Origin of the sequence: Mycolicibacterium novocastrense (assembly GCF_001570485.1) — a bacterium.
GTDB lineage: Bacteria > Actinomycetota > Actinomycetes > Mycobacteriales > Mycobacteriaceae > Mycobacterium > Mycobacterium novocastrense.
Window position 1 is genome coordinate 131,738 of sequence record NZ_BCTA01000038.1, and the last position, 24,070, is coordinate 155,807.

The following is a 24,070-nucleotide window of genomic DNA, read 5'->3' on the forward strand; positions in this document are numbered from 1 at the left end:
ATGCAAGGTGTGGCCACCCACTCCGAGATCGCAGCTGACATCTTCGACACCCACGGGCGTTTCCGTCGTCAGGTGCGTCGGACGGCCGGTCGCGCCTTCACCACCGGACTGCCCGAGTCGCAAGCTGACCTCGTGCGGCTCATCGGTCGACAGCCTGGGATCTCGGTGAGCGCCGCGGCGGCAGAACTCGGCATGGCGGCCAACACCGCCTCCACGCTGGTCACCAAGCTGTCCGGTGACGGTCTGGTGATCCGCGAGGTGGACGCGACGGACCGGCGCGTGGGCCGACTGCGGCTCAGCGCCAATGCGCAGCGCGTCGCCGACAATTCCCGCAAGGCCCGGCGTACGGCTCTGGCGGGAATCCTCGACCAGCTCTCCGACAACGAGATCGACTCGCTCGCTGACGGATTGGTGGTCATCAAAAAGATGGTCCAGTTGCTCAACGAAGGTCAGCCGTAACCACCGAGGCGGCCATCGATCCCCGCGACACTCATCCGGTTGGGAAGGTACGCCCATGCTCACCGTAGTTCAGCAGGCCAACGACAGCGATGGCGGCCAGCGGTCGCTGCTCGATGAGATCGTTCGCGACGGTGCTCGGACCCGTTCCACGGGATTGACCATCTCTCAGATATTGGGTGGAAACGTCTAACACGGAAGGTTAGGTTCATCCGGTTGAAGAGCCATGCGTCCGAACGAGGTGTATTGGTGACGGTCCGAGCAACGGCAGCCGACTCAGGTCGACTGTCCTCCGCGCATGCCAGGACTGAATCAAACCCAAGGAGTATCTCTCGTGGATCTTCCACGCATCTTCACCATTCGCGAAAGTAGCCACCGGATCCACAACCCGTTTAGCTCTAGCAAGCTCGCCGCCCTGGGCCAAGCACTGCATCTGGAACCCGGGACGCGCGTGCTGGATCTCGCCAGCGGGTCGTGCGAAATGCTCTGCACGTGGGCCCGCGACCACCGCGTCACCGGGATTGGGGTGGACATCAGCACGGTGTTCACTGAGCAAGCCCGTGTCCGTGCCGCCGAACTCGGCGTCGCTGACCAGGCCACCTTCGTGCACTCCGACGCTTCCAGCTTCGTTGCGGGCAAGGTGGTCGATGTCGCCGCGTGCGTGGGCGCCACCTGGATCGGCGGCGGTGTGGCCGGTATCGTCGAACTGCTGAGCAAGAGTCTCCGTCCCGGTGGCCTGATGCTGATCGGTGAACCGTTCTGGCGTCGCGAAGTACCCTAGCCGACTTCCTCGCGACCGAAGCAGATCGAGTGGAAGCCGTCAACACCACTTCGTCATAGGGAGGCGTCGGCAGGAATTGTAGGTACCGACTTGGCCAACATCGGCGAGACCGGCGGCATGACGGGGAGCTTCATCGCCTCATTGTGGTCTCTGCTCGGTGAACGGGTTGCTGCCGTTTGAGAGTCGTTGCTCCGCCTCGGATTGCCGGCTGCGCAGATGCTTGATGCTCTCTTCGAGCGCGGCGACCTCGCCGAGCCATGCACGATCCTTCGCCTCCACGAGGCGCTGTTCGGCGTTCTCGGTCATCTCGTTGATGCGCCCCAACTGGGCGGGGTCCACGCGCAAGAACCGGCATCTCGTGCAGGCGTGCTCGTGCACGCAGGGCGTGCCGTAGGGGCGGTGGCACTCACCGAGGGCCACCCGACGCAGCAGGAAGTGGTTCTCGAACTCCGACCATTCGTCGGCCTCGGCGACCCGGTCCTCGCCGATCGGGCGCAACTGCCGGCGCCGTTCGATGAACGCCTGGTGGGCGGTGATGAGGTGCTCGGGAAACACCGCGGTATAGCCGCGGGTGGTGTCGAGGTTCAGGTGACCCAGCAGCGCAGCGGCGATGTGCAGCGGAAGGCCGCCGTTGACGGCGTCGGTGGCGAACAAGCGGCGGAAGTCGTGCGGGGTGAACCGGATCGGCTGGCCAGCATCGCTGAGTCCGGCCACTACCGCCAAATGGCTGAGGATGCCACGCAAGTAGTGCCCGGAGAGGACTTCCTGGCGGGCGCCGACCCTGCGGGAGAACAGGTGCGGAAACGGTTGACCGTGCACCTTCTCGGTGACGTCGTAGCGGACCGAGAGCGGCACGTGATCACCGCCGCCCTTGGCTCGCCGCAGTACCGCCAGCAGCACTTGCACCAGCTCTGGGGTCATCGGCACCAGTCGTTCGCAGTCGGTCTTGCTCGGCACGATGTGTAGCAGCGGTACCAGTGTTCCGGTGGTCGATGCGGTGTAGTGGCGCAGCGACAGCTGCGTCAGCTCCATCAGCTCTTCGACGCGAATACCGGTGTGGCGCAGGGTCTCGGCGACCGCCCAGCACCAAAATCCGTCATCCTCCACACCGGTGACATCGATGCGCTTGGCCTCGCCGCGGATCCAGTTCGGTCGCGGTTGTCCCGGCGCCAGCCGGGCCCACACCCGCGCGCGCTCGTCGATTGCCAGACGCTCCGGCGGCGCATCCCGCACGAACACGTAGCCGTCGATCTCGAACTGGATATCGTGCTCGGCGGCGCGAGCCTTCTCCAGGAACAGCGCGCTGCGCTGCTTGTGTTCGTTCACGGCGGTCAGGAACGTCGGCAGCAACGGCGTCAGTACGCGGGTACGGCTTTGCATCTGACTTTGTTGGCGCCGCTTGTTCTTGGCAGCCGCTCGGCTCAGTTCTCGCGGGACGGGGCAAGGTGCCACCCAGACGCCCCAGCGCACTGGGTCGTCGTGGGACCATTCGGCCAAATCGCGGTAGAAGCCGCGGATCGCGAACAAAACGGAGTGGACATCCCGGCGGTCGCGCCCGTCGGTCGTCACGGACAGTCGTTGACGCCACGCCGTAATGACGTCCGCCGACAGCCGTAGGTCGGCTTGCTCGGGGTTGATCTGTAGGATCTCCCACCAGAACAGACGCACGATCCGGTAGGCCAAGCCTTCTAGCGAGCCGTAATCCATGCCGGGGCGAATCTCTTCGAAGTAATCCGTCAGCAGATCCCGTACGCCCGAAGGTGGAATGCCGTAGCGGTCGACCAGGGTGGCGGTCGAGTGCTGTCGTGTATTGCCTTTTGCCGACCAGGCGGCCCGCAACGTCGGGGCTTCAGTGGCCAGCGGACCGAGGCGCACCAGCAGTTCCCACAGTAGATGTTCGCGGCGTTGCCTCCCTGAGGTCTTCACCACGTCGGCGTAGTAGAGCAGGTCGTCGCCGGTGACCTGCTCGATGGCTTTGCCGGTGCGGATCATCACTCGCGACAGACCGGCTTCTGCGTCGCGTTGATGGCGCAGTAGCGCTGACTGATACTCGTCGAGCTGCCGCAACTCGGTGAGGGCGTTGCCGCCGTTGTGCTCGATGAATTGGGCCGTGTTGAGCTTCGTCCGGGAGTCGAGCATCCAGCTGTAGGACGGTCGGAGAACACGCAGTTGCAGCAGCGCGTTCATTCCAAGCAGGGTGGGTGACCACCGGTTGTACTGGGGCAGGTCCGCATGGTCCATCCAGGTCCTTGGGGCGGCGTCCGAGCCGCTGGCCAGCCAGCGCTGCTCCCAGGTGTCACCGGGGTAGCCGTGAAGTCGGGTGAGCAGTGCCCGGGATCCGCGCACGATCGCCTGTCGGCGTTTCTGGTTGTAGGAGTGGTGATGGCGGCGGACAGCGTCACACAGCTCATCCACGGTGCGGTGCTGCATCGCGGCGCCGTGAGCTTGGGCGGGCAGCTCGGGTGGCGGCTGACTTGCGTCGTAGCCCTTCATGATTCGCAATCGCCCGGTGCGTCCGAACCGATCGTCGGGTGGGATCGCCGCCAGGTGCGGCGAATCGGGCCGTGACAGCAGCTGAATCGACGGAGCCGCCGCCGCGCGGGTCGCCGCGGCCTGCTGACTGCGCTGCAGCCGCGTGTCCTCGTCCTCGGCCGTCACGACAGCGGGAGTCCAAGCAGTTCGCGCACGGCGGCCGCGTCGTAGCTCGGTTCGATCGTCGGCCCCGTGACCGGCGGTCGGGCGTAATGCTCAAGCACCTTGCCGACCAGATCCTCGAGTCGCGGCTGGGTGTAGATCTGCGTCGTCGTAACGCTGGCATGCCGCAGCACTGTCTGCACGTCCACCAACGTGAACGCCGGATCGGCTAGCAACCGCGTCGCGGCCGTATGGCGAAAGTCGTGCAGCGACCAGTTCGTCCCCAAGCTGTCATTGGCCCGGCGCAGCACCGCGCGCATCGCGTGATAATTCAACGGCGCAGGCTTCGATCGCCGCGTCCACCACACCGGACCGCCCGGACTCATGGGTGGCTGCTGCTCGGCGAAGTAAAGCGCCAACCACACGAACGAGTCCACCGACGCCGGCACCACCTCCCGCGCCCGGCTGCCCTTACTGGTCACCGTGACCGTATAGCGGCCGGCATCGAGATCGCCGTGACACAGCCCCAACAACTCCGACGCCCGAACTCCCGACGACAGGTAGAAACTCACCAGAGCGCGGTCACGGTGGCTACGCAGTGCATCGAACAGCGTCGTCGCGGCCTCGTCCGGAATACCCCGCCAGACCGGACGAGGCGTCTTCTGCCTATAGTTCGCACGCTTGTGAATGACGAAGTCCTGCATCGGATTATGGTGCGAATGCGGACGGCCGCCGCCACGAGTCCGCTGCGCGGGCACCGGGTTGACCAGCGGTCCCAGGTTGGCTGCGCAAGCATGCTCGTAGAAGCCGAACAACACCGAGAGCTGATGGTTGATCGTCCTTGCCGCGTACTTCGCCGGCAGCTCGGCCTTGCCGGTCAGAGCGTTCACCGAACCGGGCGCAGGTCTGTTCGGGCGCCGGCGCAGGCGCTGCGGGTTCGGCGTCTCGCGGAGGTACTCGACGAAGGCACGGACGTCGACGCGTTCAGCTTGCTCCCAATTGACCAGGCGCTCGTGGAGGAACCTGAACCACCGCAGCAGGTCGAACGCGTAACTTCGAACTGTGAGTGGACTGCAATCCGAAGCCGCCAGCTCCCGCAGGTATGACGAGGCGCCGAGGTGCTCGTCGTCAGGGAAGATCACCCGCCACGGCAGGCCCGACTCGGCTGACTCCACTCGACCCAGCTCGCCCATAACCGGATCCTCCGCCCGCCGCACCCACCCCACCGGAAGGCTCGCCGAAGTTCAGTCAACTAGACGGGCCACATTGATCGCCGACCGTGGCGAGGTCCTGATCTTCTCCAGGAACGGCGCTGACATCACCCGTACGTTCCCGGAATTGACTTCCGTGAGTCAGGTCGTCGGCGCGCGATCGGTGGTACTCGACGGTGAAATCGTCGCGCTCGATACGCAGGGACGCCCGTCATTCACGCGGTTGCAGCGGCGCTGGCCGCAGCAGCGGCGGCCTGGACCCACCCTCTTGCGTGAGGTTCCTGTGCGGCTTATGGCTTTTGACGTCATTTCGGCCGACGGGCGTGATCTCACTGGCGAGCCGTACGTGAAGCGACGCGAGGCGCTGGAGTCGTTAGTGTCCGATGAGCCTGGGGTGTTGACGGTGCCGAAAGCGTTCTTCGGTGTGCCGGCTGCGGACATGCTTGAGGTGGCCCGGGAGCACCAGATGGAGGGCATTGTCTCGAAGAGGGTGGACTCCCCTTATCGGGAGGGTCGCTCGCCCTGGTGGGTGAAAAGCCCTGTGCGGCAGACAGCGGAGCTTGCATTGGTGGCGTTCGCCGGTCCACCTGGGCGGGTTGGAGCGTTGTTGGTGGCCGGGTACCGCGACGATGGCGCCCTGGAGCTGGTCGGCCAGGTCGGCACGGGGTTTAGCGCGGTGATGCGTCGGCAGCTGTTCGAGGCGCTGCATCCGCTTGTGTGCGAGGTCCCCCCGGTGGTGAATCCTGGTGAACAGCAGGGTTGGCGGTGGGTGAGGCCGCATCACGTGGGCGAGGTGGCCTTCCGCGAGTGGGCCCCGGGGCGAGGTCTTCGCCACGCGAGCTGGAAAGGGCTGCGCTCGGTCCACGTCAGCGAAACCCGTTTGCCCACAGCGCTTTAGGCGGGAATGCCGTTCTGCTCGATCCAGGTCTGCAGGCCTGGCATGAGGTCTTCGACGATGATGTCGCCGCGCTGGCGCTTGAGTTCACGCAACGTCTTGCGGGCGGTGCCGGCGAACTTCTTGTCGGCACGTTGGCGGCATTCGGTCATGATGGCGTCGGCGTCGCGGCCGAGTTTGGCGGCCAGGGCCGCGACGGTGGTATCGACGGTGCTCTGCCATTCAACCGCGGAGGGGTGGTCGTCGCCGTACCAGTGCAGGCTGTCCAGTGCTGAGGCGATCGCGTTGGTTGCGGCGCGTTCGGTCTTGAAGAGCGTCTTGCCGGTGGCGGGGTTGACCACGGCGGCTGCGGCGGCCGCAGCGTGCTTGGCGGTCTTCTCGGCGGCGCGTTGTTCGCGCTCAAGGTCGGTGGGTCGGCGGATTTCGCCTACGCGGGCAAGGACTTCCACTGGGGCTGAGGGGTAGCAGACCGTACAGGCGAGTTCGCCGGCGGCGTAGACGATCTGGTCCTCATCATGTCCGCTGTAGTCGACGAGCCAGGCGTATTGGGTGCTCTGGTAGCAGGTGGTGCAGCCCATGGAGCTGTGGACGTGGCCGCCGGTGTTCTGGACGAGGAAGGCTCGGGTCCAGCCGCCTCGGCGGTCGTATTCGTCGTTGTATGGGCGCATCTGGTCGGTGATCGCGGCGATCTTGGGTGCGTACTCGTCGGCCTGGGCGTCGAGGCGGGCTGCGCGCGCCGGGTCGGGGTAGCGGCCGGTGCGGGCGTGGTGTGCGGAACTGCGCAGGCTGTCGGCGTGGGCGATGAGTTTGGCTCGTTGGAATCCCAACTCGTTGAGGAAGGCGTCGATTTGGGCGGGCGTCTGGGTGGTGAGGTCGGTCATCAGAGGGTCTCTCCGTAGGTGTTGCCCTGGAGGGCGTTGGCGATGGCGCTGGCGATGACGGCGACTTGGTGGCAGGTGATGGTGCCGTTCTGCAGGTCGATGAGTTCGGTGACGGAGTTGCGGGCGACGGTCTTGGCGGTGTCGTCGAAGCCGTCGAGGCGGGCGATGGCGTCGTCGTGGGCTTGGCCGGCGTAGAGGTAGTCGCCGGCTCGGAAGTGGCAGCTCGGGGTGCTGGGCATGGGAAGTACTCCTTGTCCTGTGGTGGTGGGTCAGGCCGCGTCGGCGGGTGGGTAGTCGCCGAAGATTCCGCGCTTGTCGCCCAGGGCGGCGAGTTTGTTCTGGCGGTCGGCGTCGGCGGCGAGGCGGTTATTGCGGCGCTCGATCCAGCGGAAGGTCCACACTGTGGCGGCGACGATGGCGATGACGGGGACCAGCCATTCCCACTGCCAGATCATGCAGGCGACCCAGAAGACGATGAGGGTGGTCCAGGCGGGATGGCGCTGGAACCAGTCTTTGGCCGGTGGGGCCGCGACGGGCACGTGGACGACGGTGGGCGCGGCCAGGGCTTCGGTCCACTGCTGTCCGTCCCAATACCGCTGTTGGGCAGCGCCTGTGGGGTCGGGGTACCAGCCGGCGGGCGGGGTGGTGTTGGTCATCGTGCCTCCCAAGTTCTCGTCTTCCCCACTGTAAACCTCTTTACATTTGTTGTAAAGTGGCTTCCATGGTTCAGGTTGAGAAGTACTGTGATGCCGCCGGGTAGTCGACCGGCCGCGAAACGGGTGCGCCTGCGCGCCCCACTAACGGGAGGCTCGCTGTGAGGGTGATTGTGCGGACGCCGGCGGAGTTGGTCGCCGAGTACGACCTGCCCGATCTCGACGACAGCGCCAGCGATGCCGAGGTCCTGGCCGCCGCGGCCGGCGCCGAGCCCGTGCAGCGCGGCGGCCCGGAGATCGTCGGCGAGCCCTATGTCCATGCCCGCGTCGTCGAGCGCAGTCTGGGCAGGCTGGCCGAGCAAGGACGACGCCTGATGGAGGCCGAGTCTCGGCTGGGCGCGGAGAAGCAGGCCGCCCGGGAGTTGGCGCGGAAGTACTTCGACGAGGGCCGGACCAAGCGAGAGATCATCGAGGCGCTGGGCGTTTCCCGTCCGACGCTGGATTCCTGGCTGGGCGAAGGAGCTACCCGACCGCGGAACAGGAGCGGCGGGTGAGGTCGCGGCGGCTGTGGCAACTAGCGAAAGCAGCCCTGAGCAGCCCCGATACCACGTCCCCCGATTGCTACTATTGCTGCATGGCCGACGAGCTGGTGTGGGGCCGGCTGCATGCTCTGGCCGCCGGCCAGTTCGGGTTGTTCACTGCAGCCCAGGCCCGCCAGCACGGTGTCGCCCGCTACGAGCTGGCTCGCCGTGCCGACTCCGGTGAGCTGTTTCGGGCCCACCACGGCGTGTACGGGTTCACCGAGGATTCCGCCGGCATGTTCGCTTTCGAGGACTGGGCAGCCCAGTGGCTGGCGCTGCGCCCGGAAGACGACGTTGAGCGGCGGCGCGCGGATCCGGACTGCGTGATCAGCCACGACAGCGCGGCGGTGATCCGCGAGCTGGGCACGCTGGTCTCGCGTGGGTTGTTCTTGACCAGCCCGCGGCGCATCAACACGCGATCGCCGCGGGTGCATGCGTACCGGCGCGACATCGGGGCCCGCGGGATCGACTGGGACATCACCGAGGGTCTTCCGGTGGCCACACCCGGTCGGATCATTGCCGACTTGGCCCGAGACGATCTGGATGGCTCCCATCAGGGCACGGTGATCGCCGACGTCCTGGAGCAGGGCCTGTTGACGCTGCCCGAGGTGGGTGCCCGCCTAGAGCCGTTCGCCGGCCGGTGGGGTGAGCGGGACGGGATCGCGTTGGCGCACCGGCTTGCCGCGGCCGCCGAGCGCCCGTTGCGGCTGTCGTCGTCGGTGTAGCGGCGGAGCATGTGCAAGGCCAGTAACGAGCCCGGCGGACCGAAACGCTGCTCTGCCGACATGCGGGCCCGGGCGCAGGAGTCCCATGACCGGGTGGCGGCGCTGGAGCAACGTGAGCGTGAGATCGGGGAGCTGCTCGACGCACGGCGCACCTACGGGTCCGAGGCTGCGTTCCGGGCTGCGTTGAACACCCGGATCCGGGAGATCGCGCGGACGACCGGGGTTGATTCCGCAGAGGTGGCGCGACGCTTTGCGTTGCAGCAGTTCGTGTCCCGCTTGTTCGATCGGGATCCCGAGTCGTGGTTGGTGACCGGCGGCACGGCTCTGCAATACCGCACCGCCGAGGCGAGGGCGACCGCGGATCTGGATCTGGCGGCGACCCGCGGTGTCGAGGACCTGACGGCGGCGTTGACCGCGGCGGCTCGACGTCGCGCCGGCGAGCACGGGGAGTTCGTGGTGACGGTCAGTCCCGGCAGTGGGCCTGGAGCATTCACCGGCAAGATCACCTACCTGCTCAACGGGTCGCGGTTCTCGGTGGCCAAGCTCGATGTTGCTGCCGGACGGCAGTTTCCGTTCGAGCCGGACACGCTGGTACCCGATCCCGTGGTGGCGATCGACGATGTGCGGCCGATGTCGGCGGTCCGGACGTACTCGGTCAGTTCCCACGTCGCGGATAAGGTCGCGGCGATGTACGAGCTGCATGGCAGCAGCGGCGAGTCGCCGTCGACGCGCTCCCACGACCTGGCCGACATCGTGATCTTGTCGCGGTGCGCGCGTGTTGACGCCGAGGAGTTGCGGGCCGCGGTACGCGGGCAGGAGCAGCGCCGCGGGCTGGTGGTGCCCACTCCCCTGTCCCTGCCGAGCGAGCAGTGGCGACGCAGCTATCCGGCGCGGGTTGCGCAGGCGGGCTTGCCGGCGGAGCTGCGGGACGCCGATGCTGCGCTCGTCGAGGCCGACCGGTTCGTGGGGGCAGTGCTCGACGGGCGGGTTCAGGCCGGCACGTGGGATCCCGATCGCCGATCCTGGAACCCGTTGTAGGCGCTAGCTGGCCTGATGGCATGTCCCCGTCGCGCGGTCGGTCCGATCGCGGTGGCCCGGCTACGGGTGGGCGGAGAATAGTTTTCCGCTATCTTGCCTACGGTTGTGGACGCCGAACCTCGTGGCTTCATATGGTGCCCGCCATGACCATTCTTTACAGGCAGGCATCGCAATTGCGTTTCATTGCAGAGATTTTCGAGGCACTTCGGATGTTGCCGGGCGGGTGGCTTTCGCGCAGCATTCCTGCTGAGGTTGCCCGGCTACAACCGTCTCTGGACACGCCCGCGGGACAGGAGCAGTTGGAGCTCTATCTCGAACGCGTGGCCATCGTGCTTCGCGCCGCGGCGGCGAATGGCCGGGGCGAAGCGCCCGTGTAACACCTCACGTCAGGCTGCGCAGGAGCTGGCCGAGCCGGACGAGGCGCTGGCCTGATGCCAGGCACTTCGGGGCGAGGGCGGCGCCGGGTCCGCCGGAGAGCTGCTCGGCGAGGGCGGTGGGTTCACCGGCGGCCATGACGGCGGCGATCGCGGCTTCCAGGTCGATCATGACCTGGGCAGCTGGAGCGGCTTGGTCTGAGGTGGGCGGCGCGGCGGGCGGTTCGTTCGACGCGGCGGGCGTGAACTCTGGGGCGGTGGGCTCCTGGGCGGCCGGGACCGGGGTGGGTGTGGCGGGGGTGGCGGGTTCGTCGTCGTCCCAGGGCGGTGTATCCGGCGCGGGCTGATCCCAGCCATGGCTGTCTGATGCGCTGGGGGCGTGGTCGTCGTCATCGGGGACGGATGCTGGGACCAGAGCGCCGAGTGGGGATTCGATTGGTGGGGCGAGGGATTCGTTGAGGGGTCCGAAGCCAGGGTCGGTGGTGCGTTGGGTCACGGAGTCGATCAGTTCGCGCAGGGCGTCGGTCTGGGCGTCGGGTTCGGTGATGCCGTCCAGGGCGCTGGGGGCTTGCTCGATGACGACGCGGGCGCCGGTGACTCCGAGGCGGGCGACGTCGGAGGAGGTGACGGGGATGCGGGTTCCCGGGGCGGTGAGTTCTTGCAGGGGCAGGATGAGCCCGACGATGCCCTGCTGGTAGCGGCGGGCGTTGGATGCTGCGCATCCGAGTTGGTCTTGGACGAACGCGGTGAAGCCGGTGTAGGGGCGGCCGGCGCCGTCGTTGATGAAGCGCCAGTCTTCGTCGCGGTAGATCTCTGCGAGCACCTCGAACGCCGTCTGGAAGGCGTTCTGCAGCTGTTGGGCTCGGCGCAGGGCACGCTCTTGGCGGGTCTCGGCGATGCCGGGTTCCTGGAAGACGAGATCGGTGCTCATCGCTGGTCTCGCTGCGCGATTGCGGTGTCGATGGGTGCGGCGGCGTCGTCGAGGAACGCGGTCAGGCGCTTTTGGGTGGCCGGATCGGTCCAGGCGGTGGCGATGATCTCGGTGAGGTCTGCGGTCAGGACGCCGAGTTCGGCGGTGGTGTCCAGGCGCAGCCGCTTGCGGGTCTGTTGGTCGGGCAGCAGACGCAGCAGTGTGACGGTGACGGTGTTGGAGTCCACTGATGCTGCGGTGGTGCGGAACGTTCCCATGATGCGTTGCTCGACGAGGGCTTTGGTGAGTGGGTCGCGGAATGGGCCGACGGGGATGACGGCAAGGGGTCCATCGTTGTCGCCGGCGTTGCCGCGGCGCAGTCGTTCTTCGTACTCCTCGCCGGCCATGGCCAGCCCGGACAGGTAGGTGGTCTTGAGTTCTTTGCGTTCGCGGTCGTCGCGGGCGAGTTCGTAGCGGCGGAAGGTTTCGGCGGCGCCGTCGGGGGTGGAGGCGTAGGCGATCGCGTCGGCGTCGCGGCGGCGGCGGGCCTTCTCCAGCTTGGACTGGACTTTGCCGAGTTCCCGCAGCAGTTCTTCGCGGGTGGGTTCCTGGGTCATGGTGTCAGTCATTGTCTCGCTCCTGGGCTTCGTTGACGCCGAAGTAGTCCTCGGCGGCGGCGGTGGCCTCCTCTTCGGTGGCCGCGGTGAAGGTGTGTCGCTCTCCGGTGTCGGGGTCTTCGATCTCGATCTCAACCTGGGCGTGCTGATCGGGGGTGCTCATGGTGGGTGTCCTTCTACTTCACGACCGCGGGAGCGGTCTGCGGGAGTGCGCCGATGATGGCCTTGCAGGCCTTGTTGACGCGATCGGCGGTCTCCTGCACCTTCTTGGGATCGCCCTTGGCCCAGCCGTCGATGTAGGCGAAGGCGCTGCCGCCGGGCTTGAGTCCGTAGTGGCGGCCGATGACGTAGGCGACGCTTTCGGCTTCGACTTCCATCGTGGGGCGCTGCCCGCCCGGGCCGCTGTGGTAGTCGTGGTGGCGTTCCATGTGCCCCATCTGGACGTGAGCCAACTCGTGGGCCAAACACATTGCGGCGTGAGCATCAGAGTGCCGGGTGCTGATGACGACCTTCTTGGTGGGCTTGTCCTGGGTGTAGGCCTCGGGGCCGTCCTCGGGGAGTTCGACGCGTTCGACGGTGTAGCCGTGTGCGGCGAGCTGCTTCTCGAGTTCGGTGTGCATCTCCGGAGGTGCGACGCCGGTTTCGCGGGTGTAGGTGACCTCGGGGCGCTGCGGCAGGGGCGGTCCGGTGGTGTCACCGACGTCGTAGACCGGGACGCTGAGCCAGCCCACCAGGACTTCCTCGTCGGTGCCGTCGGCCTTCTTCTTCTTGATGATCTGGGGTGCGCGGACCCAGATCGCCTTCGAGCCGGCGATGAGGTTGCGGTTGAACTTCTTGTTCCAGACCTTCTTGAGTCCGCCGACGAAGGTGGCGTCGGGGCGCTGCATTTTGATGAGCAGCTGGTTCTGCAGCGAGTAGTGGTGGAACTGGCTGGCGTAGTGCAGCCAGTCCTGCCATTGCTCTCCGGTGTTGAGGTTGGCGATCGCGTCGTCGATCTCGCGGCGGATGTCTTCCAGTCGGGTGGTCTTGTCGGCGAAGCTCACCGTCTTGGGTGGGGTGGGCGCCGGCGCGGCCGCGGTGTCGGCCAGTGCGGTCTTGAGGACTGCCTCGGCTTCTTCCAGGACCTCGACGGCGTGGGCGGAGTGGCTGTAGGCGACTCGGGTGTCACCGGAGCAACGGCGTGGCCCTCCTGGGTCTGTGGTGGCGCGACACACGGTTGGTACCTCCTCGGGCTGGACGCGGGGACCGCTACTGGGAGTAGCGCCAGCCCGGCAAGGAGAGCTGGTGTGCGTCTTATCCCTGAAGTACCGGCCGGGAAGGCTGTTTCCGTCACGGGGACCCCGGGAAGCGTGGCGCCCCGTTCACGCCAGATGTGTAAGCCACTTGCATTCTGATGTAAAGGGCTTTACATTGGTGGCAGGAAGGTGAGGTGCACAATGACGACTCGAACAGCGACGCAGGCCCGGTACCGCAACGCGTTGATCGGCCTGGCCGCCGGCGACGCCTGGGGCTATCAGGTCGAGTTCCGCAAGTACGCGCAGATGCCTGCCTACCCCGTGCCGGCCCCCAAGAACGTGTGGCGGATCTCCGACGACACCCAGATGACGTTGGCACTGCATGACGCTCTCGTCGACGCCGGCGACCAGCTCGACGACATCGACGTCGTGACCAAGGCCATCACCGCCCGGTTCCTGGAGTGGCAGGTCGACCCGGACAACAACCGTGCCCCGGGAGCCACCTGCATGGGGTCGCTGACACGGCTGCGTCACGGAGCGCACTGGCATGACGCCGACGGGGCGCTGCCGCGATACGGATGCGGGGCGGTCATGCGGCTGACGCCGGCGGCGCTGTGCCCGGAGCCGGTATGGCTCGGCATCACCGCACTGCAGGCCGTCCTCACCCACAAGCATCCCCGCGCGATCGCCTCCGCGCTGGTGCTCGCTGACGCGATCCGATCGGCACCACGGATGCGCGGACACTTCCTCGAACACGCGATCAGCGCGGCCATGTCGATCGTGACGGGCGAAAGCCCCTGGCTGCGTGACGAATTCCTGCTCGACGTGCTCTCCCCCATGACCTCCGACGTCGCCGGCATGCTCGCCGAGGGCGTGCGCGACGTGCTGCTCGATGCGCTGCTGGACGCCTTCACGGTCAAGCAGGAGCTGGTCACCCTGTCCCCCGCCGACTACGGCGACCCCTGCACCGGGATCGGCGAGGGCTGGGAATCGGGCTCAGCCGTGGCGGTCGGGCTGCTCGTGGCAGACATGGCCACCGCGCCCGGGCGGCGGCGCGCACCCCTCAACGGCCGCGAAGGCCTCGCGTGGGCGGCCACCAGCAACGGGGACTCCGACTCGATCGCAAGCATCGCCGGCGCAGTCATCGGTGCCGCCCACACCGGGTCCAGCTACTGGGCCGCGGTGAAGATGACCCCGCGGTTCGAGCCCCGATACGCCAAGGCCCTACGCCACGCGCCGGGAGCCGCTCAGAGCTTCCTCGCCGCGCCGGCTGCAAACGGCCGGTAGACAGAGAGCATGGAGCACGGGGACGACCTGGCGGCCGTGGCCGCCCTGATGAGTTTCCTGCGTGCCGATGGTCTGACCGAGCGCCTGGCTGGAGTCGAATCAGCGTTGGTGGGCTGTTCCGGCACGGCGGGAGCTGAGGCCGCCGCCGGCCGCGGGCTCACCGGCGAGCTGCTCGCCGCGGCACTAACCGTGCGTTCGCAGGTGGGCCGACTCAACGACGTCATCCACGCCTGCACCATCGCGCTGGCGCTGCCGCACATCCTGGAACCGGACGAACAGATCGCAGTGCGGCCGTCGCTCGGGGCCGGCAACGACGCCTCACGTCCCTTCGACCTCGAAACCGACCGCCGCGTCGCAGAATTCAAGGTCGCGCAGTGGAAGGGCAAGGACACCATGCGCAAGCGCACGCTGGTTAGTGATCTGGTCCACCTGGCCCTCGACGACTCGGGGCGCCGCGCCCAGCTCTACGTGGTCGGGGCCCGGCCGGTCAGGTTCTTGCAGACCACGACAACCACGGTGAGTTGGGCGCTCGGCCGTGCCGCTCCCAGCACGCGGACACGGTTCGAGGCGCGGTTCGACCCGGCGATGACGATCGCAGAGTTCACCGCGGGCCCGGCCGCACATGTGGATGTGCTCGACCTCGGCCGGTGGCTGACCGAACTCGCCGACTGACGGCGCCTCGACGTCGGTGTCGGACCTGGCGGGGACAATGAGTGGCGTGACCGATGCACCCACTAGCCACCACGTTCGCCAGGGCCCGCGCAAGCGTTCCGCCGAGGTGACGGTCGCAGATTTCACCATGTTGGTGCGGATACCGACTAAGCCGGCCACGTTTCGGGCGTTCACTGCAGATGAGGAAGCCGAGGCCCGCAGTTTCGCGGAGGAGAACGGGGGAACCGTTGTGCCGCTGCCGCTTCCGATGTCAGAGGGTTGTTCGCCGGCGTACTGAGCGGGTGGGGACGTGCTATCGGCGCTGGTCAGTCCATATCCCAGTCGGTGCCCCAGGTCTGGGACAGGAAATTGTTGATGGCGCCGATGGTGGAGCAGTAGATGACGCCCGGCCGGCGGGGGTCTTCGGAGATGACGGTGCCCACCACGTGGACACCCTTGCTGCCTGGCTTGAGTCGTTCGTAGATGGGCGCCCCGCTGTCGCCGTGGTCAGCCGGCATCTGAACGGCGAACTTGGTGTCGTCGACCGAGAGCACGGTTCCGCAGGTCTCCTGCGTAGTGGCCCCGTATTTGCAGACCGTGGAGCCTTCGTTGGGCACCCAGGGGTTCAGCAGCGGTTCGCGTGACATGAGGCTGTACTCGCTGGGGATGTTGGAGTAGAGCCGGATGGCGATCAGATCGGTTGCAGGGTCGTGGATCTCGGGGATGAACTGTCCGATTTTGATGTTCCCGAGGCTGACTTCGGTGATGCCGTCTTTGTAGCAGTGGCCTGCGGTGTAGACGATGGTGGGGTTCTGGGGGTCGGGGAAGCTGACCGTGCACCACCGGCCGCCGCTGGTGATCATGAAGCCGGCGGTGATGGCCAGTGCGTTGGCCGGCGTGGCGGTGGCCAGCGCGGTGATGGTGGCCATCAGGGCGGCGGCCAGGGCGGTCAGTATTCGGCGCATGGTCAGTACCGCAACGTTTCTCGCTTGTACTGCTCGTACTCCTCGGCGGTTGGGGCGTCGGGCAGGACCTCGAACGCTGAGGCGGGGACGGTGGTTCCGTTGGCGGCCGCGGCGGCTTCCATGCGTTCGCGCACGCCCAGGCGGCCGCGCATGGAGGCGACGCTGGCGACGGAGAGGATCTCTCGGGTCAGGTTGCGTTCGTTCATCTGTCGGACGCTCTCGTGCAGGAAGACGCCGTTGACGGCGCCGCCGGGGACGGTGGAGACGCCGATGGTGCGGTTGCGGTTGAAGATCTCGTAGCGGTCCTGCTGCTGCGGGGTCTGATCCTTGGGTGAGGTCATGGTGTCTCCTGGCGGGTGGGGGTCACGATGCGCGGGAAGCGGCGAGCAGCTGCTTCAGTTCGGGGTGGGTGGGCACGGGGATGGCTTGCTTGAGGTCCCAGATCAGCGCCTTGCGTTCGGTGTCGGTGACCGAGCCGGCGGCCACGAGCCAGAGGTCTTCGCGCTTGGCGTAGACCCGTAGGCCGAGGCGGGCTGTCTGGTAGGCCGCGGCATGGGCGCCGGCTGCGAGTTGGCGTTGGGCAAGTTCGGTGGCGGCGGTGCTGCAGCGGTCGATGAGTTCGTCTTTGAGGAGCTGCACGGATCGCCAGGCGTAGTCCTCGTCGGGGACATCTTCGAACGGGGCGCCGCGGATGAGGTGCACTGCGGCAGTGAGCGCTTCGGTCGTTGCGCTTTCGGGGGTCTGGCCGACGAGGCGGTTGAATTCCTTCCAGTCGCAGAACATGTCGACGATGAGCAGGCCGCGGGTGTCGTTGCGGATGGGGTCGGTTCCGCCCATCATCTTGCGGATCTGGGTGCGCAGCTGCCGGCGGTTGGACGGGGTGACCTGAAGGATCTTCTCCTCCCACTCCGTGGAGGTGACGCCGTTGGAGGTGGCCAGTGCCATCAGGGCTTTGACGGGTTTGCGTACGCCTTGACGGGTCACCGCGGAGTGCTTGACCGCTTCGTTGGTCTCTGGGTCGCGGCCAAGGGCGTACACCGGGCCCAGGACGTAGAGGCCGGGTTCGGTGGGTTCCTCGGCGGGCCGGCCGGGCAGCGCGGCGATCGCGTCGACGCGGCTGTCGTCGGCGTCGTCGGTGAAGTCGGCGAACGGTGCCGGGACGTCGGGGACGAGCAGCGGCGCCCCGGGTGCCGGCACCGATGGCGCGGCCGAATGGGTCACCGCGGGTACGGCAGGGCCGTCCACACTTGGGGACGTGTCGTTTGTGCTGGTGGGCGCTGTTTCCGGGGTGGGCTGCGGTGTGGGTTCGAGATCTGCCGGAATTGCTTCGCGCGGCTCGGCGGGGCCCGGCGCCGCCGCGTGGGCGGTGAAGGTGGGGGCGGGATCCTCGTCGGGTACCGGCGCCAGGGACGTGTCGTTTCCGCTGGTCAGGGGGTTGTGGTGCGGACCGGCCGACGGCGACATCGGGGTGGCCACCGGCGCTGGGGACATGGCATCGTCGCTGGTCAAGGCGGTAGCCGGCGGTTGCGTGGACGGGCCCTCCTCGAGGATCCCCTCGGCGCCGGCGGACGCCGCGCCCTGTACGGCCGACGTCGCGTCGAGGTCCTCGGGCGCCGCCGCCGCTGTGGGGGTCAGGACACCCTTGAGGTGCTGCCACTGTTGATCGGCGACTTCCATCCGCCGCCAAATCGGCCAGTAGCGATTGGCCAGGTAGATACCGGCGACCGCCTCGCTGCAGAGCACGACGTTGGCAGCGTCGACGGCCTGCGAGGACACGATGATCGGGTGAGGCTCCCCAGGGGTGGGGGCGCTGGTGTGCTCCGTGCTCAGGAGCAGCGACGTCCCCTCCGGGATCAGCTGCGGGTCGTCGACGAGGTGCAGCCGCTCGGCGCCGGGCAGAGCGAGCGCCGGGTCAGTGACTGCGACGACCGCTGCAGGTGTCTTCGACAGTGCCTGCATGAGCCAGGACCGCATGATCAAGGTGGGGTTGCCGCCCTCGATGCCGATGTAGGCCGCCGCGGCCAGGTTGATCACCAGGACTTCGTTGCGTGAGGTGATGCCGGCGACGACGTGGTGTGAGGCCGAGATGCTTCGTGGCAGCAGCTGCGAGCGCAGCGGATGGGTCCACCCCTGCTCGGTCCGGGTCCAGTCCTGCCCTTGTGGCTCGGTGGCCGGGTCGACGGGGTAGGCGGTGATTGTCGAGGCGTCGATGGAGGCCGCGACCGCGCCGACGGGCCCGAACGCCTCGGTCAGTAGCTGGGCGACGTTCTTCAGCGCCCCGTTCCCAGCAAGCAGCCACCGTGTCAGCTTGGCTGCTTGCTCGTTCACGCAGGTGAGTCTATCGAGGTTGACGGGCCGTTTCGGGTTCCGCGCCGGGGTCGTTTTCCTGCTGGGCGACCACCTCGTCGAAGTCGGGGAGGTCGTGCGCTGCCTGGAAGATCGCGGCGATCTGGTCGGCGGTCTCCTGCCCGGCCGTGGTGACGAGTCGGGTGATCTCCTTGGCGATCTCGGCGGCAGTCTTGCGGTCCAGAATCCCGGGCTTGAGCCACAGGTCTTGCAGCTGCCCGTTCATGTCGACCTTGACGGCGATGTCCTTGTCCTCCGAAAGGCGTTCGGCGGCGATGCCTTTCATCTTCTCGATGTGCCGGAGGAGGTGGTCATAGACCGTATCTGCGTACGCCAGCGTGTTTTTCACATCAGGGTGGATGACGGCCATGGTTGTTTCCTACACCATCCTCGTCGCATCGATGGCTGCCGCGTTGCGCTCTTCTTGAGCTTTGGTCGAGGCGACGGCCAAGCGCAGCGCGTTGGAGGTCTGCGCGTTGTGCTCGGCGAAGGCGGTGCCGGCGATCTGCTTGCTGGCCATGAACTCTTTGATCTTGAGGTAGGTGCCGAAGTTCACCTTGCCGTGCGTGGCGAGGTACCGCTCGGCGAAATCCGGGTCCCCGGATGCCCACTGCGCCAACTCTTCAGCGTTGAGGTCATGCTCCTGGGCGAACTTCTCCAACTCCGAGTAGCTGACCTGGAACGGCGCTCCGGAGGCAGCTGCCGGGGTGCCGGCGGGGCCGCCTTCGGTGGTGGTGTTGCTGACCGGGGCCAGGCCCCCGATTCCCGCGCCGGGGCCGGGGCCGGCGCCGCCCGGGTCCTCGATGTCCTGCACGTAGTTCATCAGGCCGTCGTCGCCGAGTTCCCAGTGCCAGTCACCGGTGCCAGTGTTGCTGATCAGCTGGGCCGGGACGGGGCCGATCGCGCCCGGGCCGGCAGCAGCGCCGCCCGGGTCTATCGCTTCGTTGGCGTCATGCCAGTTGGGCGAGTCGAACCAGTCGTTGTCGGACATCGTGTCTCACATCCTCGGGTGTCTAGGTATTGATGGTCGGCGCGCGGAAGGCGCTGGCCGCGTTCTCGTCGGTGGCTTTCGTCGAGTCGATCGCGCCGCGCAGGCCTACAGCGGTGTCGGAGTTGCGCTGAGCGTAGGCGCCCGCCTCGACCACGCGACTCTCGTTGTAGCCCTTCACATTCAGGTATGTCGCGTAGGCAACTTTGCCGTGTGTGGCCAGTAGACGTTCCGCGAAGTCGGTGTCGGTCTTCGCCCACTGCGCAACCTGATCTGCCTGCTGGTCATGATTCTGTGCGAACCCTTCCAGCTGGTTGTAGTTGACCGCGAAGACATCCTTGTCGGACTGTGCGTTCTCGCCTTCTTCGGTGGTGTTGCTGGCCGGGCGGACCCCCTTCTTCACGGTGTCGGGTCCAGGGATCCACGCCCCGCTGTCACCGAGGGGGATGTAGCCGCGCGGGCCCAGCGCGCCCGGGGGGAGGAACTTGATGTCCTCGATCTGGATGGGCTTCTCCCCTTGGGGTGGGGTGTAGGAGCCGGGCCGGAACTCATTAGAGCGCGGGTGAGGAATCCAGACACCGGTCCCTTTGCCGAGTTCCTGCATGCCGTACGGGCCGAGGGATCCAGGGGTGGTGACGTAAATGTCGCTGGCGTAGAGCGGCATTCGGACGTTCTCGTCCGAGACGACACCCGGCTTCATCTGGTTGACGCCGGGGTCGGGGATCCACAGGCCCGGCATCAGCTCCATGGAGTTGGTCGGGCCAAGCTCGCTGGGATCGAGCTCAACGATGTCAGCGATGTCGAAGGTGGTCATAGTTCTCTCCGATCTTCAATGGCGTTCATGGGCTCTACTCCAGTCCTGCTGCGATGCGTTCGTGCTTGGTGGTGCGCGTTGCCGGCGGCGGAGCGTCGTCTTCGAACGGCGACGGGGGCGCGGCCTGGGGCACCGTTGAGCTGGGCTGCGGCGCGGGCTGCTGGGGTGCCGGGGCGCCGGCCGGCCCGGGGCCGGAGAGCGGGACGCTATCCGGTGGCGGCTCGGCCGGCACCGAGGTGGGCGGCGGCGTCTGCGGCTGCCGCGGCGGCGCCTCGTCCGATGGCGGCGCTGCGGGCTCCGGAGGGGTTTGGCCCGGCTGCTGCGGTGGGGCCTGGGGATCTGTCAGCGGTGGGGCTGAGGTGTGCGTGGACAGCGTGGGGTCGGTTTCGGTGGGCCGGAAGACGCCTTCGAAACCCTGCTGGTCCTTGAACACTTCCTCCAGCGTGTGGATCTTGCCGGCTTCGCTCGGGTCGGCGACCAGACCCGGCGCGACCGCCACCATGGTCTTGTCCTGCCACTTCAGCACGTCCCCCGGTTGCATGTCGGAGGGGTCGACCTTGGCGCCGAGGTTCTTGCCATCCCCGGGCAGCTCCAGACCGGTCGGGCTGTAGGCCTTCTGCGCGGCGTCTCCGCCCGGCGAGGCCTTGTCGATGGCGTTCTGGGCCGCGTCGGCGGCCTGCTTGTTCGGCGCCTCAATGACCTTGCCGTCGGGCAGGGTGACGGTGGGCTTGGCTCCGCTGGGGTTGCTTGCGGGTGTGGCGGTGGCCGGCTGGTTGTTCGCGCCGGCCGGTCCCGGGGTGGCACCGGCGACCGCGGCCGGCTCGGCCGGCGTTGCACCCGGCGCAGCTGGCGGCGGAGGGGCGTTCTGGGGCCCGGCGTTGAGCGGGGTGATCGGGGACTTCTTGTCGTCGGGCTTGGCAGTGTCGGTCTCGGAGAGCTTGCTCAGCGGCTTGGCCGCATCCGACAGTGCTGAGAGCGGGTTGCCGCCGCCACCCATCGGGTTGCCGCCACCGCCGAGCCCGCCCAGCGGGTTCATGCCGCCGAGTCCGCCCAAGGGGTTGCCGCCCATCGGCATTCCGCCTCCGAACGGTGAGCCCATGCCTCCGTTGAGGAGATCCTCCAGGCTCTTCTTGTCGTCGGCGGGCGGCGCGCTCAGTGAGGGGTCCCCCGCCGCGGGTGGCATTCCCGGCGCGGGTGCGCCTCCCGGGCCCATCGGCGTGGGAGGGCCGCCGGCCGGGTTGGAGGGCACGTTCTGCTGGGTGTTGGCGGCGTTCTCCACTGCGGTCTTCACGGTGTCCAGCAGAGTGGACTCGGCCTGCAGCAGGCCGTCCCAGTCGCCCTCGTCGAGGGCCTTGGCGGTGGAGTTGAAGGTGCCGATGGCGTTGTTGATGGCGTCGCGGCCGGCCTGGGTGACGTTGGCCGAGTTCTGGACCGCGGTCTTGAATGCTTGTGCTGCGGCGTCGAATTCGGACTCGATGCGCTTGAAGTCGGGTTTGACGTTGTCGTAGGCGTCGATACCGGATTGCTCGCCGGTGTCGGTGCTGAACGGGAACTCGGGCAGCTCGCTGGTGGCCGGTGTCCCGCTGCCGAACAGTTCATAGAGGCGCACGACGACGCCGGTCATCTGGTTGGGGACGTCGGGGTCGACGTCAGTGGCCCAGGCGGGGTACTCCGGGGTGCTCATGCCCTCGGGCACGCTGACTTGGGTGCTCTGCAGCGGCGGCTTGGCGCCCGGTGCGGGTGCGGGCTGTCCGTTGGGTGTCTGCTGGGGCGACGGCGCCCCGGCGGAGTACTTCTCCTTGCTGATCGGGTTGCCACTCTTGTCGAAGTACTTGTGTTGTCCGGTGGCGGGATCGATTTCGTAGTAGTCGCCGTTGGCGTTCACCGGCGTGAAGACGTCAGTGAGCGGTGAATGGTGCCAGGCCGGGCTGCCGGGGAAGTTGGGGGGTGCCTGGCTGTGGAGCGGGCCTACCTGATTGCCACGCGCATCCACCGGCGCGTACTTGCCATCTGCCATCCTGCGGAAACCCGCGGGCGGGAACGGTTGTCCCACCGGCTGGAAGTTCTGGTCGGCTTTGGTGAAGGTGCCGTCACCGTTGTTGATCCAGTTCTGATTGCTGGCGCTGTCCCGGTAGGCCAGGGTGCCGTCGGCGGGCAGCCTGGTGCCATCGCCGAAGACCAGGTGGCGCTCGGATGAGGTGTCGTCGGTGTTGTCGAAGCGGATGTTGGGGTCGCCGTACGCCTCTCGCGCGCGCCCGAGCACGGTGTCCCAGTAGGTGTCGTTGGTGCCGATGTTCCACGACTGGCCCTCAGGTCGCCATCCGGGTGACCAACCCATCCCGAAGCCGACCTTTTGGAGCGGTTCCCAATGGGTCAGGTCACTGAACTTGTTGTCGGTCACGGGCCTACATACCTCCGGGTGCGGTGAAGCGGTGAGCGCGGGAGCTGGGGAGTGCGGAGCGGTTAGAGGGCATAGGTTTCCCCTCCGGTGGGGTAGCCGCCGCCTTCTGTGGCGATGTGCACGTGGTCGAAATGGTTCGCGGTGTCTCCCCCGCGGCTGTCCATCCCCCGCGGCGACGATCCCTGGGTGTACATCGTCTGTCGCCAAATCGCATGATCCAGGCCGTATCTGGATGCGTGTTGCATCGCGAAGGCCAGTACGCGGTCCCCGAGCGCTTTGCCCTCGGCGCTGGAGTAGTTCGGGATCATGACGTCGATCGCCAGGCCGTTGGGGTGCCACTTGAGTGCGTCTTGGCGGTAGCCCCCGATGTCGGAGATCTCAGGGAACGCGGCGCTGATCGCGCGGGCCAGCAGAATTGTGTTGCGCTGCAGGCCTTTCTCGGGGGCCACGCCTTGCGGGAGTGCACCGTCTGGGGTGGCCCGCGCGGCAAGGCGGGTGCCCTCGGATCCGCCCTTGCCCGACGACAGCGATGACAGCATGCTGGCCGGCGCTGAGGACAGCCCGGACAGGGCGCTGAGCGGGTTACCGCCGCCTCCTCCAGATCCGCCGCCCATGCCGCCACCGGGTCCGCCGCCCATGCCGCCACCGGAGCCACCTCCCATGCCCGGCATGCCAGAGCCGGCGGACTTGGCCTGCTGGTAGTACTTCTGGGCCAAGGCGTCGACGAGGACACGGCGCATCTCGGCCGGCGGCATCTGGGTGCGTACGGCGTTGGAGCCGTTGGCCACGGCGTCGGCCTTGTTCTGCAGCGACGCCATGGCCCCCATCGGGGTGTTCTCCACCGGTGTGAGTGCGTCGTCGCGGCTGACGTACTGGTTGGTGGTGTTGTCGATGTCCTCGCGGCCGGCGTTTACGTGGGCACCCGATTCGTCGACGACCGGCACCAGTGACGGGTCGACCTCGGCGAGCGCGGCACTGATCTGGGCCTGACTCTTCCGCGAGATCACCAGGTTTTCGATGAAGTCGCCGAGGCCGTTGGGCAGCGCCTCCAGGCGTTGGCCAACGTCGTCGGGGATGGTCGAGGGCAGCGGCGCAGTCACAGGTGTCCCCTCTCCGAGGAGGCCTCGGAGTTGGTTGAGGATGGCTGTGATCTCGTCACGAGTTGCGCCGCCTGACGTCATTTACGGGGTGGGGTTCGGTGCGGGGCCGCCAGCGGCGGCGCCCTCACCGCTGCTGGGCTGGTCCTTACTGTCGGTGCGCGGCTCCAGGGCCGCCGTGCGGGTCTGCCGGCGTGGGAGGGCCGCCCGAGGGACACCGAGATCGGTCAGCTCGGCCGGCTTCCAGCCTGCCTCGATGCACGACTGGGCGGCCTTCTCGATGTCGGAGTCCAGACTCCTGAGTTCGGCCTCCTTCTCGGCCTTGGCGTCGAGCAGCTCGCCGAGGCGTTTCACCGGATCCAGCCGCGCCGTGAGCAGCTCATTGGCGCGTTTGGTGAAGTCGTTCTGCTTAGCCACCGGTGGAGGCTCCTTTCATCAACCCTGATTTTTCCATTATTGGCGATACCCGGCAATTTTCTGCACGTCAACGCGTGTTTTCTTGATGGTTGGATTTGCCGAGTCGGTCGGGG

29 protein-coding genes and 1 pseudogene are annotated in these 24,070 nt (G+C 67.3%); 11 read left to right on the forward strand and 19 right to left on the reverse strand.

What is annotated here, in order from left to right; translation table 11 throughout:
- The 3 genes from RMCN_RS17330 (at position 1) to RMCN_RS17335 (ending at position 1,237) form a co-directional block, all read left to right on the forward strand.
- Positions 1-459 (forward strand): MarR family winged helix-turn-helix transcriptional regulator, encoded by a 459-nt coding sequence (locus RMCN_RS17330; RefSeq protein WP_067391637.1) that lies wholly within the window; start codon positions 1-3, stop codon positions 457-459.
- A gap of 55 nt (positions 460-514) precedes the next feature.
- On the forward strand, positions 515-649 hold the full coding sequence (locus RMCN_RS31865) for a hypothetical protein (protein ID WP_263987605.1): 135 nt from the start codon (positions 515-517) through the stop codon (positions 647-649).
- Between the two features lie 141 nt (positions 650-790).
- Positions 791-1,237, forward strand: coding sequence for an SAM-dependent methyltransferase (locus RMCN_RS17335; RefSeq protein WP_234787695.1), 447 nt, complete (start codon positions 791-793; stop codon positions 1,235-1,237).
- A 56-nt stretch (positions 1,238-1,293) separates the two neighbouring features.
- Here RMCN_RS17335 and RMCN_RS32110 read toward each other — a convergent pair.
- The 3 genes and pseudogenes from RMCN_RS32110 to RMCN_RS17345 all read right to left on the reverse strand — a co-directional run.
- Positions 1,294-1,371, reverse strand: a pseudogene (locus RMCN_RS32110) (hypothetical protein); the annotation flags it as partial.
- 4 nt (positions 1,372-1,375) lie between these two features.
- Complete coding sequence (locus RMCN_RS17340) at positions 1,376-3,895, reverse strand: tyrosine-type recombinase/integrase (RefSeq protein ID WP_084377508.1); 2,520 nt, start codon at positions 3,893-3,895, stop codon at positions 1,376-1,378.
- The gene (locus RMCN_RS17345; RefSeq protein WP_067391639.1) at positions 3,892-5,064 is read right to left on the reverse strand and encodes a tyrosine-type recombinase/integrase; all 1,173 of its coding nucleotides are present in this window, start codon (positions 5,062-5,064) and stop codon (positions 3,892-3,894) included. The genes RMCN_RS17340 and RMCN_RS17345 overlap by 4 nt, the downstream gene beginning before the upstream one ends.
- Positions 5,065-5,137: 73 nt before the next feature.
- Between RMCN_RS17345 and RMCN_RS30845 the strand changes: the two genes are divergently transcribed.
- The gene (locus RMCN_RS30845) at positions 5,138-5,980 is read left to right on the forward strand and encodes an ATP-dependent DNA ligase (protein WP_165604452.1); all 843 of its coding nucleotides are present in this window, start codon (positions 5,138-5,140) and stop codon (positions 5,978-5,980) included.
- Here the strand turns inward: RMCN_RS30845 and RMCN_RS17355 are convergent.
- The 3 genes from RMCN_RS17355 to RMCN_RS17365 are packed head-to-tail and all read right to left on the reverse strand — an operon-like array spanning position 5,977 to position 7,514.
- Positions 5,977-6,858, reverse strand: coding sequence for a hypothetical protein (locus RMCN_RS17355; protein WP_067391642.1), 882 nt, complete (start codon positions 6,856-6,858; stop codon positions 5,977-5,979). The genes RMCN_RS30845 and RMCN_RS17355 overlap by 4 nt on opposite strands.
- A complete protein-coding gene (locus tag RMCN_RS17360) occupies positions 6,858-7,097 on the reverse strand; it encodes a hypothetical protein (RefSeq protein WP_067391645.1) in 240 nt (79 codons plus the stop codon). Before RMCN_RS17360 ends, RMCN_RS17355 begins: the two co-directional genes overlap by 1 nt.
- Before the next feature lie 30 nt (positions 7,098-7,127).
- Entirely contained in the window at positions 7,128-7,514 is a 387-nt protein-coding gene (locus tag RMCN_RS17365; protein WP_067391648.1) for a DUF2510 domain-containing protein, read from the reverse strand.
- Positions 7,515-7,672: 158 nt separating this feature from the next.
- Here RMCN_RS17365 and RMCN_RS17370 point away from each other — a divergent pair, with 158 nt between their 5' ends.
- From RMCN_RS17370 to RMCN_RS17385, 4 genes are all read left to right on the forward strand, one after another.
- Entirely contained in the window at positions 7,673-8,065 is a 393-nt protein-coding gene (locus RMCN_RS17370) for a hypothetical protein (RefSeq protein WP_067391651.1), read from the forward strand.
- Positions 8,066-8,145: 80 nt separating this feature from the next.
- Positions 8,146-8,817, forward strand: a complete 672-nt coding sequence (locus tag RMCN_RS17375) for a type IV toxin-antitoxin system AbiEi family antitoxin domain-containing protein (RefSeq protein ID WP_067391654.1) — start codon at positions 8,146-8,148, stop codon at positions 8,815-8,817.
- Positions 8,818-8,877: 60 nt separating this feature from the next.
- Positions 8,878-9,855, forward strand: a complete 978-nt coding sequence (locus RMCN_RS17380) for a nucleotidyl transferase AbiEii/AbiGii toxin family protein (protein ID WP_067391657.1) — start codon at positions 8,878-8,880, stop codon at positions 9,853-9,855.
- Positions 9,856-9,998: 143 nt separating this feature from the next.
- A complete protein-coding gene (locus RMCN_RS17385) occupies positions 9,999-10,232 on the forward strand; it encodes a hypothetical protein (RefSeq protein WP_131705455.1) in 234 nt (77 codons plus the stop codon).
- Positions 10,233-10,236: 4 nt separating this feature from the next.
- Here RMCN_RS17385 and RMCN_RS17390 read toward each other — a convergent pair whose 3' ends face one another.
- The 4 genes from RMCN_RS17390 to RMCN_RS17400 are packed head-to-tail and all read right to left on the reverse strand — an operon-like array spanning position 10,237 to position 12,970.
- Positions 10,237-11,160, reverse strand: a complete 924-nt coding sequence (locus RMCN_RS17390) for a RodZ family helix-turn-helix domain-containing protein (protein ID WP_067391660.1) — start codon at positions 11,158-11,160, stop codon at positions 10,237-10,239.
- The gene (locus tag RMCN_RS17395) at positions 11,157-11,768 is read right to left on the reverse strand and encodes a hypothetical protein (RefSeq protein WP_084377512.1); all 612 of its coding nucleotides are present in this window, start codon (positions 11,766-11,768) and stop codon (positions 11,157-11,159) included. Before RMCN_RS17395 ends, RMCN_RS17390 begins: the two co-directional genes overlap by 4 nt.
- Positions 11,761-11,919, reverse strand: coding sequence for a hypothetical protein (locus RMCN_RS31075; RefSeq protein ID WP_165604453.1), 159 nt, complete (start codon positions 11,917-11,919; stop codon positions 11,761-11,763). Before RMCN_RS31075 ends, RMCN_RS17395 begins: the two co-directional genes overlap by 8 nt.
- 13 nt (positions 11,920-11,932) lie before the next feature.
- Positions 11,933-12,970, reverse strand: coding sequence for an ImmA/IrrE family metallo-endopeptidase (locus RMCN_RS17400; RefSeq protein ID WP_067391662.1), 1,038 nt, complete (start codon positions 12,968-12,970; stop codon positions 11,933-11,935).
- Between the two features lie 222 nt (positions 12,971-13,192).
- Between RMCN_RS17400 and RMCN_RS17405 the strand changes: the two genes are divergently transcribed.
- Genes RMCN_RS17405 through RMCN_RS17415 form a run of 3 tightly spaced genes read left to right on the forward strand, consistent with a single transcriptional unit; the run spans position 13,193 to position 15,227 of the window.
- Positions 13,193-14,278 (forward strand): ADP-ribosylglycohydrolase family protein, encoded by a 1,086-nt coding sequence (locus RMCN_RS17405; protein WP_067391665.1) that lies wholly within the window; start codon positions 13,193-13,195, stop codon positions 14,276-14,278.
- Between the two features lie 9 nt (positions 14,279-14,287).
- Positions 14,288-14,950 carry a hypothetical protein gene (locus tag RMCN_RS17410; protein ID WP_067391667.1) on the forward strand — a complete coding sequence of 221 codons (663 nt, stop codon included), beginning with the start codon at positions 14,288-14,290 and terminating at the stop codon, positions 14,948-14,950.
- 46 nt (positions 14,951-14,996) lie between these two features.
- Positions 14,997-15,227 (forward strand): hypothetical protein, encoded by a 231-nt coding sequence (locus RMCN_RS17415; protein WP_067391857.1) that lies wholly within the window; start codon positions 14,997-14,999, stop codon positions 15,225-15,227.
- A 28-nt stretch (positions 15,228-15,255) separates the two neighbouring features.
- Here RMCN_RS17415 and RMCN_RS17420 read toward each other — a convergent pair whose 3' ends face one another.
- From RMCN_RS17420 to RMCN_RS17465, 9 genes are all read right to left on the reverse strand, one after another.
- Positions 15,256-15,894 carry a chymotrypsin family serine protease gene (locus tag RMCN_RS17420; RefSeq protein WP_067391671.1) on the reverse strand — a complete coding sequence of 213 codons (639 nt, stop codon included), beginning with the start codon at positions 15,892-15,894 and terminating at the stop codon, positions 15,256-15,258.
- 2 nt (positions 15,895-15,896) lie between these two features.
- Complete coding sequence (locus tag RMCN_RS17425; RefSeq protein ID WP_046361212.1) at positions 15,897-16,235, reverse strand: hypothetical protein; 339 nt, start codon at positions 16,233-16,235, stop codon at positions 15,897-15,899.
- 22 nt (positions 16,236-16,257) lie between these two features.
- Entirely contained in the window at positions 16,258-18,222 is a 1,965-nt protein-coding gene (locus RMCN_RS17430; protein WP_067391674.1) for a hypothetical protein, read from the reverse strand.
- Positions 18,223-18,232: 10 nt separating this feature from the next.
- Positions 18,233-18,610 (reverse strand): hypothetical protein, encoded by a 378-nt coding sequence (locus RMCN_RS17435; RefSeq protein ID WP_067391676.1) that lies wholly within the window; start codon positions 18,608-18,610, stop codon positions 18,233-18,235.
- Between the two features lie 9 nt (positions 18,611-18,619).
- Positions 18,620-19,231, reverse strand: coding sequence for a type VII secretion target (locus tag RMCN_RS17440; protein ID WP_067391679.1), 612 nt, complete (start codon positions 19,229-19,231; stop codon positions 18,620-18,622).
- Positions 19,232-19,253: 22 nt separating this feature from the next.
- Entirely contained in the window at positions 19,254-20,042 is a 789-nt protein-coding gene (locus RMCN_RS17445) for a WXG100 family type VII secretion target (RefSeq protein ID WP_067391682.1), read from the reverse strand.
- A gap of 34 nt (positions 20,043-20,076) precedes the next feature.
- Positions 20,077-22,443, reverse strand: coding sequence for a hypothetical protein (locus tag RMCN_RS17450; protein WP_067391685.1), 2,367 nt, complete (start codon positions 22,441-22,443; stop codon positions 20,077-20,079).
- 62 nt (positions 22,444-22,505) lie between these two features.
- A complete protein-coding gene (locus RMCN_RS32005) occupies positions 22,506-23,543 on the reverse strand; it encodes a VldE C-terminal domain-containing protein (protein WP_165604445.1) in 1,038 nt (345 codons plus the stop codon).
- A gap of 81 nt (positions 23,544-23,624) precedes the next feature.
- The gene (locus tag RMCN_RS17465) at positions 23,625-23,957 is read right to left on the reverse strand and encodes a hypothetical protein (RefSeq protein WP_067391691.1); all 333 of its coding nucleotides are present in this window, start codon (positions 23,955-23,957) and stop codon (positions 23,625-23,627) included.
- Between the last annotated feature and the right edge of the window lie 113 nt (positions 23,958-24,070).